Source organism: Paenibacillus puerhi (assembly GCF_009846885.1).
GTDB classification, from domain to species: Bacteria; Bacillota; Bacilli; order Paenibacillales; family NBRC-103111; genus Paenibacillus_G; species Paenibacillus_G puerhi.
Window position 1 is genome coordinate 1 of sequence record NZ_WUWM01000022.1, and the last position, 16,170, is coordinate 16,170.

General features: G+C 55.2%; 11 protein-coding genes. 9 read left to right on the top strand and 2 right to left on the bottom strand.

Annotated elements, in window-relative coordinates:
- Nucleotides 1-292 precede the first annotated feature (292 nt).
- On the top strand, nt 293-2,170 hold the full coding sequence (locus GSF01_RS19115; RefSeq protein WP_159886879.1) for a glycoside hydrolase family 97 protein: 1,878 nt from the start codon (nt 293-295) through the stop codon (nt 2,168-2,170).
- A gap of 96 nt (nt 2,171-2,266) precedes the next feature.
- On the opposite strand, the gene GSF01_RS19120 is transcribed toward GSF01_RS19115, so the two are convergent.
- Both GSF01_RS19120 and GSF01_RS19125 read right to left on the bottom strand, forming a co-directional pair.
- Nucleotides 2,267-3,022: an alpha/beta hydrolase family protein gene (locus GSF01_RS19120; RefSeq protein WP_159886881.1), complete on the bottom strand. Its 756-nt coding sequence runs from the start codon at nt 3,020-3,022 to the stop codon at nt 2,267-2,269.
- A gap of 80 nt (nt 3,023-3,102) precedes the next feature.
- Complete coding sequence (locus GSF01_RS19125; RefSeq protein WP_159886883.1) at nt 3,103-3,972, bottom strand: AraC family transcriptional regulator; 870 nt, start codon at nt 3,970-3,972, stop codon at nt 3,103-3,105.
- Nucleotides 3,973-4,059: 87 nt separating this feature from the next.
- Between GSF01_RS19125 and GSF01_RS19130 the strand changes: the two genes are divergently transcribed.
- The 8 genes from GSF01_RS19130 to GSF01_RS19165 all read left to right on the top strand — a co-directional run bounded on the left by GSF01_RS19130 (nt 4,060) and on the right by GSF01_RS19165 (nt 16,091).
- On the top strand, nt 4,060-5,217 hold the full coding sequence (locus GSF01_RS19130; RefSeq protein WP_159886885.1) for a glycoside hydrolase family 88 protein: 1,158 nt from the start codon (nt 4,060-4,062) through the stop codon (nt 5,215-5,217).
- 48 nt (nt 5,218-5,265) lie between these two features.
- Nucleotides 5,266-7,191 carry a beta-L-arabinofuranosidase domain-containing protein gene (locus GSF01_RS19135; protein WP_201305434.1) on the top strand — a complete coding sequence of 642 codons (1,926 nt, stop codon included), beginning with the start codon at nt 5,266-5,268 and terminating at the stop codon, nt 7,189-7,191.
- A 312-nt stretch (nt 7,192-7,503) separates the two neighbouring features.
- Nucleotides 7,504-9,288: a cache domain-containing sensor histidine kinase gene (locus GSF01_RS19140; protein WP_159886887.1), complete on the top strand. Its 1,785-nt coding sequence runs from the start codon at nt 7,504-7,506 to the stop codon at nt 9,286-9,288.
- On the top strand, nt 9,281-10,870 hold the full coding sequence (locus tag GSF01_RS19145; RefSeq protein WP_159886889.1) for a response regulator: 1,590 nt from the start codon (nt 9,281-9,283) through the stop codon (nt 10,868-10,870). Before GSF01_RS19140 ends, GSF01_RS19145 begins: the two co-directional genes overlap by 8 nt.
- Nucleotides 10,871-11,174: 304 nt before the next feature.
- Nucleotides 11,175-12,512 carry an ABC transporter substrate-binding protein gene (locus GSF01_RS19150; protein WP_159886890.1) on the top strand — a complete coding sequence of 446 codons (1,338 nt, stop codon included), beginning with the start codon at nt 11,175-11,177 and terminating at the stop codon, nt 12,510-12,512.
- 79 nt (nt 12,513-12,591) lie between these two features.
- Nucleotides 12,592-13,530, top strand: a complete 939-nt coding sequence (locus GSF01_RS19155; RefSeq protein WP_159886891.1) for a carbohydrate ABC transporter permease — start codon at nt 12,592-12,594, stop codon at nt 13,528-13,530.
- A gap of 1 nt (nt 13,531) precedes the next feature.
- The gene (locus GSF01_RS19160) at nt 13,532-14,362 is read left to right on the top strand and encodes a carbohydrate ABC transporter permease (RefSeq protein ID WP_159886892.1); all 831 of its coding nucleotides are present in this window, start codon (nt 13,532-13,534) and stop codon (nt 14,360-14,362) included.
- Between the two features lie 118 nt (nt 14,363-14,480).
- Nucleotides 14,481-16,091, top strand: coding sequence for a glycoside hydrolase family 43 protein (locus GSF01_RS19165; protein ID WP_159886893.1), 1,611 nt, complete (start codon nt 14,481-14,483; stop codon nt 16,089-16,091).
- Nucleotides 16,092-16,170 lie beyond the last annotated feature (79 nt).

The following is a 16,170-nucleotide window of genomic DNA, read 5'->3' on the forward strand; positions in this document are numbered from 1 at the left end:
TCCATAAGTTTTATGTGATTCGTTCTCATGTCGCTGCTTTCATGAAACGGATCAATAAATCGCCTCTTGAAGTCATAGACCGTCTGCTTGTTCAGGTATGAAGTTTTTCAGTTCAATCTATATAGTACTTTATTTTCTTTGGACAAAAAAACGCACATCGTCCTTAAAAAAACGCATTCCCCTCGGAGCGATCCTATGATATGAAGGAGTAGATGCCTCGAAGCAGTGGTTGCAGCCGTGCGAAAGGATGCGGCTATAGGGCGATTCTAACTTGGAAAAGAGTGAATGACGAGTGAAGGTATCTAAAGCCGTATCACCTAACGGGAGTATTGAGCTGGAGTTTTGGCTCACCGCCGACAATCGAAAGCCGTCCTATCGGGCAAGCTACAAGGGAAAAGCCTTGCTGCTTCCGTCCTCATTGGGACTCGAGCTTGAGGGGGACGAGCCGCTTCAGGAAGGGTTCAGCCTGCTGGACGCGGAAAGCTGGTCCTGCGATGAAGCATGGACGCCGGTCTACGGCGAGCGCGATCGCATCGTGGACCGGTTTCAAGCGTTGACGCTCAGGCTGCAGGAGAGAGAAGGACGGGAAAGGCAGCTCGTTGTGGAATTCAGAGTATACGACGAGGGCATTGCCTTCCGGTATGGGATACCCGTGCAGCCGCATGTAAGAGCTCTGGTCATAGCGGGCGAACGTTCGCAGTTTCACTTTCCGCAAGGCTGTGAAGCATACGAGGAGCATGGGGCAGAGGGAGAGTACCACTTGGTGCCGATCAAGGATATCCGGCCGAACTGCGAGCGTCCGCTGACCGTTGTGTACCCGGCTGGCATATATGCAGCCTTGACGGAGGCGGCTCTGCATGATTACTCCCGCATGCTGCTGTCCGTGAACGAGGACAATCCGTGGATCGTGGAAAGCACGCTGAGCGGGCTGCTCGGCGGATGGGTCGGCTATGGTCTGATGGCCGACAAGACGGAGGGCGATGAGAAGGTGTCGGGAACGGTGCCTTTCGCGACCCCGTGGCGGGTGCTTATCGTCGGCGACCGGCCGGGCGATCTGCTGGAGCGCAACTCGATCATCCTGAACCTCAATGAGCCATGTCGGATCGAGGAAACGTCCTGGATCGTTCCGGGCAAGCTGATTCGCGAGGTGACGCTTACCCCGGAGGGGGGACGGGCATGCGTTGATTTTGCGGCGGAGCACGGTCTTCAGTATGTGATGCTCGATTGGGGCTGGTACGGGGACCCGTTCGATTCGGCCTCGGTCTGCACGAATCCCGTCAACGAGGTGTGGTTCTACAACCAACAGGCAGGCGTTCGCACCCATACGCTGGATATTCCGGAGCTGGTGCGCTATGGCGAGTCCAAGGGAATCGGCATCATTCTGTATCTGGATCGCAGAGCGGTCGAGGAGCAGATCGACAGCTTCCTGCCCGTGTTCAAGGAATGGGGGATCAAGGGGCTGAAGTTCGGCTTTGTCAATACGGGCCCCCAGGCTTGGACAGCTTGGCTGCATGACTGCATACGCCGGTGCGCGGATTACGGGCTCCTCGTGAATGTACACGATGCGTACCGGACGACCGGCTATTCACGAACTTATCCGAATCTGCTTACCGTGGAAGGCATTCGCGGCAATGAGCATTTTCCGACAGCCCGGCATAATGCTACGCTGCCGTTTACCCGATTCATAGCCGGCTGCGGGGACTACACCATCTGTTATTACGACTCCCGCCTGAAGACGACTCATGCCCATCAGTTGGCCATGTCGATCCTTGTGTATAGTCCGCTGCAGTCGATTATGTGGTATGACAAGCCTTCGGCGTATCAGGGAGAGCCGGAGATCGAGCTCTTTGAGAGGCTGCCTACCGTTTGGAGCGAGACCAAGGTGCTGGACGGAGAGATCGGGGAATTCGCGGTTATTGCCCGTCGCCGCGGGGATGAGTGGTTTGTCGGCGCGATTACGAATGAGGAGCGGCGAGAGCTTGCGATCCGGCTTGATTTCCTGGACGCGGGGCTGGATTACGAGGCGCGCATCTATAGCGACGACAGCCCGGCAGCCGCTTCCCGCACAGGGGTAGCGGTGTCGATCCAGGAGGTCTACGCGGACAGCGAGCTGCGGGTTGCTATGTTGCCAAGCGGGGGCCAGGCGATGTGGATTCGGCCTGTACGCTGATTCCTGTCACGCGCCGCGGCAGGCACTGAAAGGCGAATAGCCTGACGGCAGGGGAGCCGTCAGGCTATTTGTCGTGGTACGCCCAGCATGGGCGAATTAAAGAAAAGTATGAAACCATCGGATGACCCGTTCGAACATTTCCTCCGTTATCTTGTGCTCCGCATCCTCGTACTCGATGTAGGCATATCGTTCTTCCATATCGGCGTACAGCTCTACCATCTTCTCATGAAGCCTTCTTGTGCCGGTGATCGGGATGATATCGTCCTTCACTCCATTCTGAACAAGCAGCGCGGCGGGTTTGAGCTTCTGGTAATTCAGCAGGGCGTCTTTAAGCGCCACCCGTTCATTGAAGGCCCGATCGTTCTGCAGCTCCTCGCTGGATGCCAGCACATCCCAGGCAGGAGAAGCGATCAAGGGAGCCAATGCCTTCACCCGCTTGTCCTCGCAAGCCAGCATAAAGCTGGTAAAGCCGCCCATGGAAATACCGGTGATGCCGATACGCTCCGGATCTATGCGCGGGTCCTCCTGAAGAGCATCCATAATCGTCCGGATATCCTCCACATTGCCGCATACCATCTCAAAGCAGCTTTTTTTAAAATTATCCCCCGGCTGGAAGATCTCATCGAACCGGTCGGGCTTTCTTTCGCCATGCATCCGAGCGTCAATCAATACGGCAAAAAAACCTTCTTCAGCCAGTCGAATGCCATAACCGACATCGCCCATCTTGGAGCCGGTAAAGCCATGCATAAAGAAGACGAGCGGGGCATTCCGAACGCCCGGGGGGTAGCAAAACAGGGTGGGAATATGCCGGTCGGTAATAGTTTCATGCTCAACGACGATCGTTTTTTTCAAAGCCGGTCAACTCCCGATTGGTTAGTCATAAAGCTAGTTTAACACAGCCAAGGATAAAACTTCCATGGGGGAGTGCTCGGCTACTTGCTACCGGACTTTCGGTACTGCAGCGGAGTGAGGCCGGTCGCTCTCTTGAAGCTGTGGATGAAATGAGAGGTATTCGCAAGCCCCACCTCGGCTCCGATCAGCTCGACCGGCAGGGTGGTAGTTTCCAGCAGGTGGCAGGCCTGTCGAATTCGCCGGGCGCTCAAATACTCGGTCATGCTGCTCCCGGTTTCTTCCCGAAAAAGTCGGGATACATAATATTTGGACAAGTGAAGCTCTTCCGCCAGCTGGTCGAGAACGAATGTGTCGGCATACCGGGCATCCAGCCAGGCCATGATCCGTTCCGAGTAGCGCCTGGGCATCATCCTTTGTCGGCCGTCTCCGAGCTGCCGCTCAACGGCCTTCATGGAGCTGAGGAGCTGCAGCAGGAGCAGGGAGATTTCTTCCCGGCGATCCCCGCCGCCCTGCATGACCGTTTCCTCGTACTGCAGACAAACGTCGTTCACGCGGCCGGCCTCCTGTCCCAAGTCAAAGCAGCGGGTGCCCTGCGGGGATTTCCACAGGCTCAGGAACAAGTCCCGTCTGCTCGGAAAAGCCTGGAGATCGTTAGCCAGAAGCTCCGGCTCCAGATGAATGACGGTACGTACATAGGGCCGGTCCCGGTCGATCTGAACATGAACCTTATGCAGCTCGAAAGGCGGGAAGAAAAACAGCCTCCCCCGCTCCAGCGTATAAGTATGGCTGTTGACGGAAACCATCCCGCTGCCTTCATGGACCAGCAGCAGCTCACAGCAAGGGTGCCAATGATAAAAGCCTGCGATCGGCTCCCGGGAAATTCCTTTATAGTTCCATACGATCGGGGTACCGCCGAAGCGGATGCGCTCGAAAAATAGTCTTTGCTGCATGGCGATGCCCTCCCTCCTGCCAAAAGCGCAATTGAACGGTATTTTCAGATATTGTAGCACAATTGCGAAGGGCGGGAGGACTTTATAATGAGGAGGACTAGGCAAGGGGGGACTGACTTGGAGCAAACTATCATCGAAGAAACATTATCCAGAATCGAAAGTAAAATCGAACGCCTGATCGAGCATGCCGGAAGCAGCTATCCGGATCATGCCGGGCCTGACGGCATCTATAAGTTCCGGCAAGCCGACTGGTGGACGAGCGGATTTTTCCCGGGCATGCTGTGGATCTTGTACGATCTGACCGGCAGGGAGCGCTTCAAAGCAGCGGCTTGGGGACGCGACGCGGATATCGCAGGCTGGTTCGGCAGGCCGACGGTAGAGCTTAACCATGATGTCGGGTTCCAGTTTCTGCCTACGGCTGTCATCAAGCACACGCTGACCGGGGATGGTGAAGCTCTGCGTCACGGCTTGACCGCTGCGAACTTCCTGGCCTCCCGCTTCCATCCGGCCGGAGGCTTCATCCGGGCCTGGAATCTCGGACCCGACGGTCAGCCGAGGCCTGGCTGGGCCATCGTCGATTGCCTGATGAACCTGCCCCTGCTGTTCTGGGCGTCTGGCGTAAGCGGGGACCCGCGCTATAAGCAGATGGCTGTCATCCATGCGGATACGATCCTGAAGCACGGCTTGCGGGAGGACGGCTCCGTGAGCCACATCTGCTCTTTCGATCCGGAGAGCGGCCATTTTATCGAAACGCTCGGCGGCCAGGGGGCCGCTCCGGATTCCGCCTGGAGCCGCGGGACGGCCTGGGCGCTGTACGGCTATGCGCTCGTCTACCGGGCTACCGGCGAGTCACGCTACCTGCATGCCGCCAAGCGGGCGGCTCACTATTTTCTCGCTGCGCTGCCGGAGGACGGCGTTCCTTATTGGGATTTCCGTCTGGTCCGCCGGGAAGGCGAGCCTCGCGATACGTCGGCTGCCGTGATCGCTGCTTCGGGATTGCTGGAGCTGGCGGAATCGGTGCCTGATCCGGAGCGGAGGCTGTACGAGGATGCGTCAAAGCGCTTGCTTCGCGTCTTGACCGGTGCTTGGACGACATGGAACGATGACTCCCATCAAGCGCTTCTTACCGGAGCGACCGGTAATCGTCCGCTTGGGCATCATGTGGACTTCTCGCTGATTTTCGGCGATTACTTCTATCTGGAAGCATTCGCCAAGCTGGCCGGCTGGAAGCACCGGATATTTTAAATTCCGATAGCATATTCGGATAAAACATCTATTAAAGGAGGCGCTGGCATGTTGGCGGAACGAGGGCCAAGGCGGGCGGTAGGGCTGCAGGAGTACGATTACGGAAAGGTGAGGCTGTCCCCCGGACCGCTGCAGGCAAGGTTTGAGGTGAACAAGCAGTATGTCATGAGTTTGACGAACGCGAATTTGCTGCGCAGCTTCTATCTCGAAGCGGGGCTGTGGAGCTATAGCGGCAATGGAGGAACGACCAGCGCATCGACGACGAGCATGGACGCTCCCGAGCACTGGCACTGGGGCTGGGAATCGGTCACCTGCGAGCTGCGCGGCCACATGATGGGCCACTGGTTGTCGGCCGCTGCCCGCATCTACGCCCATACAGGTGATGAGATGGTGAAGGCCAAGGCGGACCATATTGTGGCGGAGCTGGCCAAGTGCCAGGAAGCGAGTGGAGGCGAGTGGCTTGCAGCATTCCCGCAATCCTACATGCATCGGATTGTTCAGGGGAAGTGGGTATGGGCGCCGCATTATACGATTCATAAGTTGTTCATGGGTTTGCTGGATATGCATACGGCAGCAGGCAACGGCCAGGCGCTCGGGATCATCAAGCGAATGGCGGACTGGTTCACCCGCTGGACGGGCGAATTCAGCCGGGAGCAGATGGACGAGCTGCTTGATCTTGAAACCGGCGGCATGCTGGAAGTCTGGGCGGACCTGTACGGAATAACCGGCGATGAGCAGCATCGAGAGCTTATTCGCCGCTATGACCGCCGCCGGTTTTTCGATGCTTTGCTTGCCGGAGAGGATGTATTGACCAACAAGCATGCGAACACTCAGATTCCCGAAATACTGGGCGCGGCCCGAGCATGGGAAGTGACGGGCGAGGAGCGATACCGGCGTATTGTGGAGGCTTTCTGGCGCTGTGCCGTTTCGGATCGCGGCTATCTGGCGACGGGGGCGGGGGATGACTCGGAGCTTTGGATGCCCGCGGGCGGGATGGCTTCCCGGCTGAACACGGGCCAGGAGCATTGCTGCAACTACAATATGATGCGCCTGGCCCAGGTGCTGCTTCGATGGACGGGAGATGCCGCCTACGCCGATTATCTGGAGCGCCGCTTCGTGAATGGCGCGCTGGCCCATCAGCATGGAGACACCGGCATGATCTCCTATTTTCTTGGTCTGGGGGCAGGCAGCCAGAAGAAATGGGGATCGCCTACCGGGCATTTCTGGTGCTGTCACGGCACGCTGGTTCAGGCACATTCCGACTATGAACAGCTGATTTATCTGGAGGAGCCGGAGGCCGGGGCGATAACGGTCAGCCAGTGGCTTCCCTCCGAGCTGTCCACCCGGATCGGGGACGTGGGGATCAACATCCGCTTGGCCCAGGAAGGGCAGCACGGCGTATATCCGCTGAACGGCTGGTCGGTGGACGGCATGATAGCCATCACGAAGGTAGATATGGCGCCGATCCCGACCCATCGCCCGGACCGGTTCGTCTACAGCCTGACCGTAACCTGCTCGGAAGAGAAGGAGCTTGCTCTGAAGCTCCGACTCCCCTGGTGGATAAAGGGGAAGCCGCAAATCAGCGTGAACGGCGTGGTAGAAGCAGGGCCGTTCACATCTTCGACGTTCTATGAGATCAGACGGACATGGCAGAACGGCGATATCGTGCGCGCGGAGCTGCCCAAAGGGCTGACTGCCGAACCGCTGCCGGGCGATTCGGATACGGTGGCATTCCTGGATGGTCCGGTAGTGCTTGCCGGACTCGTGGAGGAAGAACGGAGGCTGTACGGCGACCCCCAGGAGCCGGAGCTTCTCCTCGTGCCGGACCGCGAGAGGCAGCACAGCTGGTGGAACACGGGATATTACCGGACTCGTGGTCAGGAACGGGGCATTCGATTCATTCCGCTGTACGAAGTGAAGGACGAGCTCTACACGGTGTATTTCCCGGTTGCCAACGGCATATCCAGGACATAGCAAAACCCTCAAGACCCTGCTGGACAAGGTCTTGAGGGTTTTTGGCATGTTGAAAGGACCCCGGGCAATGGGGGGACGGCTGAAGCGGCCCGATGGCGCGTTTCATGCACGCTCCTTGCGCTCTTTTTACCAAGTGCTGAAAAAAATGCTTATATTGCTTAAAAAACCTCCATCCCTATCCGGCGAAAGTATGATACAAAGAAGGTAACGCCTGGGGCAGCGGCAGGAACCTTGTAAGAATTTGACAAGTGTAGATAAGAGCGGGGAGACTCTGCTAAGATTAGATGTAATCGTTTGCTGAGGGGGATTCGTATGAGCAGGACCGGCTTTCTCTGGTTGCGCAAAAGTATTTTCGCCAAGTTCTCCTTATCGTTCATAAGTGTCGGCCTGGTCCCGCTATTGATCTTGAGCTACTTTTCCCTCAACACCTTCAGCAGTTATCTGGAGCGGCATACGATCAATAATTTTGAACAGATGCTGCTGTTCGCGGGGAAGAACGTCGATGATCTGGTCCATAAATACAACGAAATGACTAAGCTCATGTATGCTTACAGTGTGGACGGAAAATATCTTCAGCTGGGCGAGGCGATCATAGACCAGTCTTTCAACAAGGATATTCGGCTAACGGCAACCGTGGACGACTTTTTGAAAAATGTGCTCTATACGGATACGCATATGAAAAATACGATGTTTGTTTTCCCTGACGGAAGCTATCAGGCGGCTAATAAGGAAGGCAAGCTTTTTGACAGCAGCTATGCCTATCCCCCGGAGGAGTGGAAGCAGCAGTTATACCGGAACCGTAAGGAGCTGGCAATATTCCCCACGCATCCTGAAGACTATTACGTCGGCTCCCGCAACCTGGTGATGACCTTTGGCCGCAATCTGATCGATATTCAGAGCACGGGAAAAAGAGATCAGGATCTGGTCGGCAGCCTTTATATCGATGTCAGCGTCAGTGCTTTCGACGAGATTTTCCAGCAGCTGCTGCTTAATCCGCAGGATGCCGTTTACTTAACGGACGAACAGGGCAACATTCTGTATGCCAGCAACAAGGAAATGATAGGAACAACCTATCAAGGAAAGCCATCGAAGGATTATATTCATCTGTCTCATCCCCTGAGCCGCGCGGGCTGGAATGTCGTAGGGGAGGTTTATCAGGATGAGATGTTCAGTAAGATCAAGCAGATCAAAAATACGATCGCTTCGGTAATCGCTCTATGCATAGCCTCGCTTGTGGCGGTGGCGATCTGGTTTTCCAGGCGATTTTCTTATCCGATCCGCAGCATTATGAAGCAGATGACTTTAGTAGAATCGGGGAAGTTCGATTCGAGCGTGGAAGTCCGCACCTCCGATGAAATCGGGATGCTGGCCCGCGGCTTCAACCGGATGACCAACAGGCTGCAAAGCTATATCGACGAGGTGTACGTAGCCCAGATCAAGCAGAAGCACGCGGAGCTCCATGCGCTGAAAAGTCAAATCCGGCCGCATTATTTGTACAACACGCTGGAGGTCATCCGCATGAGCGCCGTTGCCAACGACGATAACGAGGTAGCCGATATGATCCTGTCCTTGTCCCATCAGCTTAAGTATGTGCTGGATTACGGTCAGGAATCGGTGGCGCTGCTGGAAGAGAAGGCGAACCTTGAACAATATTTCCGGCTGATGCAATTCCGCTACGGGGAGCATCGGCTGGCGATGGACCTTCGTATGGAAGGGGACGTGCTGGGATGCCTGGTGCCTAAGCTGTCCCTGCAGCCGCTTGTTGAGAATGCGATCTACCATGGCATCATGCCGAAGTCCGGCAAGGGAACGATCCGGATTATAGCGGAAAAAGGCCACGCCGGTCAGCTGCTCATCACGGTTGACGACGATGGGGTGGGCATGACCGCCGACAAGCTGGAGCTGCTGCGCGGCCGATTAAGCGGCCAAGTCCCGGGCGACGGAGGAGGCGGAGGGATCGGTGTGAAAAATGTACATGACCGAATCGTCGCTCTATACGGCCAGGAATTCGGGATCGGGATCAGCAGTACTCCGTTGATCGGTACATCCGTCCGGATGATTATACCTTACATGAAAGAGGTGGACTCGGATGATTAACACCATACTTGCTGACGACGAGCCGATCATCATACGGGGCCTGAGGAAGCTTATTCCCTGGGAAGAGCTAGGTATCACCATCGTCGGGGAGGCCTGGACGGGCAAAGGCTTGCTTGAGCTCATCGAGAAGGAGAGACCGGGGCTTGTCGTAACGGATATCAGCATGCCCGACGGGACCGGCATCGACGTCATCAAGGAGATTGAAAAACGCGGGCTGAACACGAAGGTTATTTTTATTAGCGCCTACCAGGAATTTTCCTATGCGAAGGATGCGCTCGCTTTTGGAGCGCTGGATTATCTGGTGAAGCCGGTGGAGAAGAAGCTGCTGCTGACCGCGGTCAAGCGGGCCGTGACGGAGCTGCAGGTGGAATCCGAGGAGCAGACCTTCAAGAGCAAGCTGGCCGCTTATGAGAATAAGGATAAGAAAACGCAGCTGGAGGAGCTGTTCGATCGTCTGATCGAAGGCGATATTCGCATCGAGGAAGCGAGCCGCAGACTGCAGTCCCTGGAGACGGGTCACAAACATTCGCATTATTCCATCCTGCTGATCGAGCCGGAGGAGCTGGAAAACGATAACCGCTGGGGCGAGCATGAGAAGCGGCTGCTGTTGTTTGCCGTGTCTAATCTAAGCGAGGAGCTGATCCAGAGGCATGCCGCCGGGCTTGTTTTTCGGAGGGCGGATCAGTTATGTGCGATAGTCAATCATCCTCCTTTGCTGGATTCGCTCGGACTGGCGGATGAGATCATCGATAATGTACAGGTGTACTTAAAAATCCCTCTGACGATCGGCGTCAGCCGTCCCGAGGAGGGGCTCGCAGGGATCAGAACCGCGTACCGTACCGCGGCAGAGGCCTTGAGAAGAACCTTTTTTCTGGGCGGAGGCGTCCCGGTTCTCTGGTCGGAGGAGCCGGGAGAAGCGGCGGTCTCGGAGCGCGAGCTGGATGAGAGCCGCCAGGTCGTCCTCCAGGCTCTGCTGGGCAAGGACCGGCATAGGCTCTCCCAAGGGCTGGAAGCTTTCTTCGATCGGGTCAGCAGCTTTGCCCGCGGAAGCAAGGACTCTGCTGTCACGTCCTGCTACTCGTCGGTCACCGGCTGGTCGGAAGGGCTGCGGGAGGTCGGCATCACACCGGTCGAGCCTTGGCAGGAGCAGCAGGAGCTGTTGTTCACGATGCAGGGCTTCCGTCATTTTGGAGAGCTCAAGCGATATGTTGAAGCGCTCACTGCCGACTATCTTCACCAGCTGGAAGCGGGGGGAGCCGGCAAGGAAGGGCAAGAGCTTCAGAAGGTGAAGGAATATATCGAGCAGCACTACAACGAAAACATAACGCTGGAGAGCATGGCAGCCATTCTATATATGAACCCGTATTATTTCAGCAGCTTCTTCAAGAAGCATACGAAAATGAACTTCAAGCAGTATTTGACGGAGGTCCGTATGAAGCAAGCTCTGAAGCTGCTGCTCCAAACCGATCTGATGGTTTATGAAATCGCGGAGCAGGTTGGGTATAATAATGCCCGGCAGTTCAGCGACATGTTCAAAAAGCACTTCGGCAAGCTGCCTCAGGAATACAAACTTCCTAAGTAATTCATCTTACATGGCGCGGGAGCAAGCAGAACCTTCTATCCCTTCGAGCGGATTCGAATGGAGAGAAGGTTTTTCAGATTCTCGAATGCCAGCCAGTACCCATACGTTTGCCTTATTTCCCCAACGATTTCGAAGGTGTTGATGCAAACACGGCTCTCCTTAAAATACTGCATATAGATCTATAAAAACCGCATTCTCTTGTTTTTAGAGGTATGTTAGTCTAGGTACACAGAGAGGGAACGCACCGAATACGTGCTGATTCTTCCAGGCTTTTGTCATGATTGATATAGGGAGGGTTTACTAGATGACCAAGAAGAAAGTGTCTACGATTGTGGCTAGTGCCATGGCGATGTCTCTTATGCTTAGCGCATGCGGAGGCGGCAATTCGGGCTCCGCTCCGGCGGACAACGCGGGAGCTGGCGGAACCGAGCAGAAGAAGCCGGTCTCCTTCACCATCGGATACGCAACCGGCGATCCGGCGGGGAAGCAAGCGATGGTTGAAGCTATTGCCGCTTTCACGAAAGCTAACCCGCATATTAAGATTACGGATTTGAGCGAAGGCGGCTCGCAGGCCTACCTCGATTGGCTAAAGACCAAGGACGCCGTGAATGAGTTTCCTGATCTGGTTGAAATGCGTGATACGCAGCTGTTTGCCGATGCCGGAAAGATTGCCGAGATGCCGAGCGAGATCCTGGAGCTGTTCAAGGATGCTCCGAAGATCAACGGCAAAAACTATACGGCTCCGATCTACGGCACGTCCCCTCAGGGCATTATTTACAGCAAAAAGGCTTACACGGATGCGGGGATCACAGCGGAGCCGAAAACCTATGACGAATTTCTCGCCATTCAGGAGAAGCTGAAGGCAAGCGGTATTACACCGATCACCTTCGGTGGCAAGGATATTTTCCACTGGGGCTTCTGGGTGAACAAATTCCTCATTGACGAAGTGTTCGCGGATGATCCGAACTGGAACTCTAAGCGGACCAAGGGGCAAGCAAGCTTTACAGACGCAGGTCCGAAAAAGGCGATGGAGAGCTTGAATGAGCTGTTCACCAAGGGCTACGTCGATAAGGGCTATCTCAGCACCGCGGATAATCAAACCGCTTCCATGCTCGTAACGGGCAAAGCAGCGCAATTGTTCTCCGGACCGTGGATGTTCGGGCAAATCGCTCAAGCCGATCCGAAATTCGAATTCGGCTGGTATCCGCTTCCGGACCGTAAGGGCCGAATCGTTGTCCACGGGATGAACAGTCCTCAAGGCTGGGCGCTCTCGACAAAAGCTGCGGCGGATCCGGGCAAGAAGGCTGCGATCGTGGAGTACCTGAAATTCTTCTTCTCCAAGGAGCAGTACGCCAAGTCACTGAAGATCGGCAGCGCCATTCCTTCTACGAAGGAAGCGATCACGTACGAATCCAGTCCGCAAATGCAGCGGGTGCTGGAGGTTATGAACGATCCGAAGACGATCAAATCGCTGCAAATCAACGTGTACTGGGGCGAAAATCAAATGCCTTCGCAATGGCGCAACTGGTATTACAAGCTGATCCAGGAGTGGCTGGCAAAAGGCGACTTCAGCGATGAATATTTGAAGAAAATGGATGCGGAATGGGATGCCAATATTAAGGCCAACGCAGCCGCGAAATAAATAGAAAGAGTCAAGGATGGACCTTTGCTCCGATATGGGCAAAGGTCTCCTCCTTACTGTGTCGGGAGGAGAGAAACTTATGAAAACTGTACATGCTGCAAACGGCTATGACGCTTCGGGAACAAAGACTGCGGCGAAAAAGAAAAAAATTGGGTTATCCTTTTCCGTCCTGTTCATCCTTCCTTCCTTTCTTTTGTACTCCTTGTTCGTTATTTATCCTACCTTAAACAGTGTGAATTTAAGCTTTACCTCATGGGACGGGGTAAGCACGCAGATCAAGTACATCGGATTCGACAATTTTATTGAAATGTGGCACAGCGAGCGGGTGCACAATGCGCTGAAGAATACGCTGATCTTGTCCGTTTCACTGGTCGTATTGGAAAACGTCGCAGCCATTGTGCTGGCGATGCTGGTAGATCAGGTACGCTGGTTCAAAAATTTGTTTCGCAGCATCTTTTATTTCCCTGTTCTACTGAGCGGGATTGTCATGGGCTTTGTCTGGACCATTATTTTCAATTATAACTTCGGCGTCATTTCTCAATTACTCGAACGCATCGGTCTTGGCGTATTCAAAATCGACTGGCTTGGCAATCCGGACTATGCCATGCTGGCCATCATTATTACAACCGTATGGAAGAGCTCCGGGTATTACATGATTATTTACTTGGCCGGGCTGCAAGGCATTCCGGCGGAATTAAACGAAGCGGCCTCCATGGACGGCGCTAGCCGATGGCAGCAATTCCGTCACATTACGTTCCCCTTGTTAGCCGGTGCGATGACCGTCAGCGTCATGCTGTCGATGATCAGCGCGCTCAAAATCTTTGACCAAATTGCGGTAATGACCGATGGAGGTCCAGGCTTCGCAACGGAAACCATGACCTACATCGTTTATAAAGTCGGCTTCGGAGAGCTCAGACAGGGCTACGGTACGGCGCTATCCCTCGTGCTCTTCCTCCTCATCCTGATCGTTTCTCTCATTCAAGTAAAATTGCTTCGCAAACGGGAGGTGCAGATGTAACATGCACAAGTCGAATAGATGGATCGAGCTCGGAATGGTCAGCATTACCTTCGTTTTGGCGGTCTTGTTCTGCTTTCCGATCTACTTCAGCGTCATATCCGCGTTTAAAACGAACGGAGAAATATTAAGAGATGCGGTTGCCTTCCCGAGCAGCTTCTATGTGGACAGCTTTGTGTACCTCTGGACCAAAACCAGATTCCCGGCAGCGATGATGAACAGCGCGATCCTAACGCTGAGCTCCATAGTCTTTATGGTGCTCCTCATACCGATGGCCGCCTATGCGATCGAGCGCACCGGGAAGAAGTGGACGAATGCGGTTTACGTGTACTATTTGGCTGGAATGATGATTCCGTTCCAGGTGTACATGATTCCATTATTTAAGCAAATGAAGACGCTTGGCTTGTACGGCACGCTAACGGCGCCGGTGCTTATCTACATTTCGGGCTCGGTCGGGATGGGCGTCCTGCTCTACACAAGCTTCATTAAGGGCATCCCGATTGAGATTGAGGAAGCGGCCGCAATTGACGGCTGCTCGAAGGTGCGCACCTTCTGGCAGATCGTATTTCCGCTGCTCGGCCCTTGCACGGCCAGTATGGTCGTATTACAAGGACTTGGAATTTGGAACGACTTCCTGATGCCAAGCCTGATCCTTCCGTCGGATAAGGCGAAGACGATGATTGTGGAAATCTTCAAATTCGTCGGCGAGCTGGCCTCCCAGTGGGATATGGTGTTCGCCGGTACGGTGATCTCGATCATCCCGGTATTGATTGCTTTCCTCTTCCTGCAGAAATATTTCGTCAAGGGAATTGCAGCAGGCGCTACGAAGGGTTAATCGCGATCACACGGTTGCTCTGCGCCCAAAGCCGCTTCAGGCAGCAGCCTGGGCGGTTTTAGTGCGATTGGACATATCGGCAAGAGCTTTATCTATATCCGGACAAGGAGTTTGACTCATGACGCAGCTTATTCAAAACCCGGTCCTGACCGGCTTTAGTCCTGACGCTTCGATAATCAGAGTCGGGGATGATTATTATATGGCAACCTCGACCTTCGAGTGGTTTCCTGGCGTGCAGATTCACCATTCCCGGGATATGGTGCATTGGCGCCTGCTCGCCTATCCGCTGACCCGGACCTCCCAGCTTGACCTGCGAGGCATCCCCAGCTCTGGCGGTATCTGGGCTCCGGCCTTATCTTACGATCAGGGCGTATTCTATCTGATCTATACGGTTATGGCCGGCCGCAAGGGCGTATTTAAAGATCTGCGCAACTTCCTCGTCACGGCAACGGACATCCAGGGTCCTTGGTCGGAGCCGGTCTTCTTAAACGGCAGCGGCTTCGATCCGTTCTTGTTCCACGATACGGACGGCAGGAAGTGGCTGTTCAATATGCAGTGGGATTTTCGCAAAAACCATACCCGCTTCGGCGGCATTGTGATGCAGGAGTATGACCCGGCCGAGGAGCGCCTGACCGGACCGATCCGCAGCATCTACAAGGGTACCGCCATCGGTGTGACGGAAGCCCCGATGGTGTACAAGCGGAACGGCTATTATTATTTGCTGGTCGCTGAAGGCGGGACAGGCATTAACCATGCGGCAACGCTGGCGCGCTCCCGACATCTGGAGGGACCTTATGAGACAGACCCGAATTATCCGCTGCTGACGACGCATCCGTATCTGGATCATCCGCTCCAGCAGTCGGGGCACAGCTCCCTCGTGGAGACGCAGCAGGGGGAGTGGTATATGGCGCATATTTGCGCACGCATGCTGCCGGGTACCCGCATGAATCCGCTCGGGCGGGAGACGTCTATTCAGGCGTGCCGCTGGACCGAGGAGGGCTGGCTGGAGCTCGCCCACGGAAGCAAGCTGCCTGCGCTTACGGTTCCGGCCCCGGCTCTTGAGCCGCATCCGTTCTCGCCGATGCCGGCCAAGGATGATTTTGATGCTGCCGAGCTGGGCCTACAGTATCAAACGCTTCGCGTGCCTGCCGAGGAGTCCTGGCTCAGCCTGCGGGAGCGTCCCGGCTATCTGCGGATGCGGGGGCGGGAGTCGCTCGTATCCTGGCATCGCCAGAGTCTGGTAGCGCGGCGTATCCAGCATTTTCAATGCGTGACGGAAACCTGCGTGGAGTTCGAGCCGGAGCATTTCATGCAAATGGCCGGGATCGTCTGCTACTACGACGAAGCCGACTACTACTACCTGCGCATCACGCATGACGAGCTGCGCGGCAAGTGCATAGGCGTCGTCCGAAGCCAGCAGGGACAGTATGACGAGTATATTGCTCATGAGATATCCGCTGCCGGCTGGGAGCAGCACTACCTGCGGGCGGTCATCGATGACAGGAGCCTGAACTTCTACGCTTCCCCGGACGGCCGGGAGTGGAAGGTCATCGGACCGACGCTCGATATGGGCGCGCTGTCTGATGAATATGGCGGCAAGCTCGGCTTTACCGGGGGCATGGTCGGGTTGTGCGCCCAGGATTTGAACGGTACGGACAAGCATGCGGATTTCGATTATTTTCTCTATGAAGAGACGAAAGAAAAGACGAAAGAAAAGACGAAAGGCTAAGGGCAGAGAACACCTCCCGACGACGCGGAGGTGTTTTTTTTTGCGTGCAAGAAAAGCAGCTCCTCCTTAAAAAAATGCA

Coding starts and splice junctions, on each gene's coding strand:
- GSF01_RS19125 (WP_159886883.1), bottom strand. CDS start 3,972: ATGCAGCAAAGACTATTTTTCGAGCGCATCCGCTTCGGCGGTACCCCG.
- GSF01_RS19130 (WP_159886885.1), top strand. CDS start 4,060: ATGAGGAGGACTAGGCAAGGGGGGACTGACTTGGAGCAAACTATCATC.
- GSF01_RS19135 (WP_201305434.1), top strand. CDS start 5,266: ATGTTGGCGGAACGAGGGCCAAGGCGGGCGGTAGGGCTGCAGGAGTAC.
- GSF01_RS19140 (WP_159886887.1), top strand. CDS start 7,504: ATGAGCAGGACCGGCTTTCTCTGGTTGCGCAAAAGTATTTTCGCCAAG.
- GSF01_RS19145 (WP_159886889.1), top strand. CDS start 9,281: ATGATTAACACCATACTTGCTGACGACGAGCCGATCATCATACGGGGC.
- GSF01_RS19150 (WP_159886890.1), top strand. CDS start 11,175: ATGACCAAGAAGAAAGTGTCTACGATTGTGGCTAGTGCCATGGCGATG.
- GSF01_RS19155 (WP_159886891.1), top strand. CDS start 12,592: ATGAAAACTGTACATGCTGCAAACGGCTATGACGCTTCGGGAACAAAG.
- GSF01_RS19160 (WP_159886892.1), top strand. CDS start 13,532: ATGCACAAGTCGAATAGATGGATCGAGCTCGGAATGGTCAGCATTACC.
- GSF01_RS19165 (WP_159886893.1), top strand. CDS start 14,481: ATGACGCAGCTTATTCAAAACCCGGTCCTGACCGGCTTTAGTCCTGAC.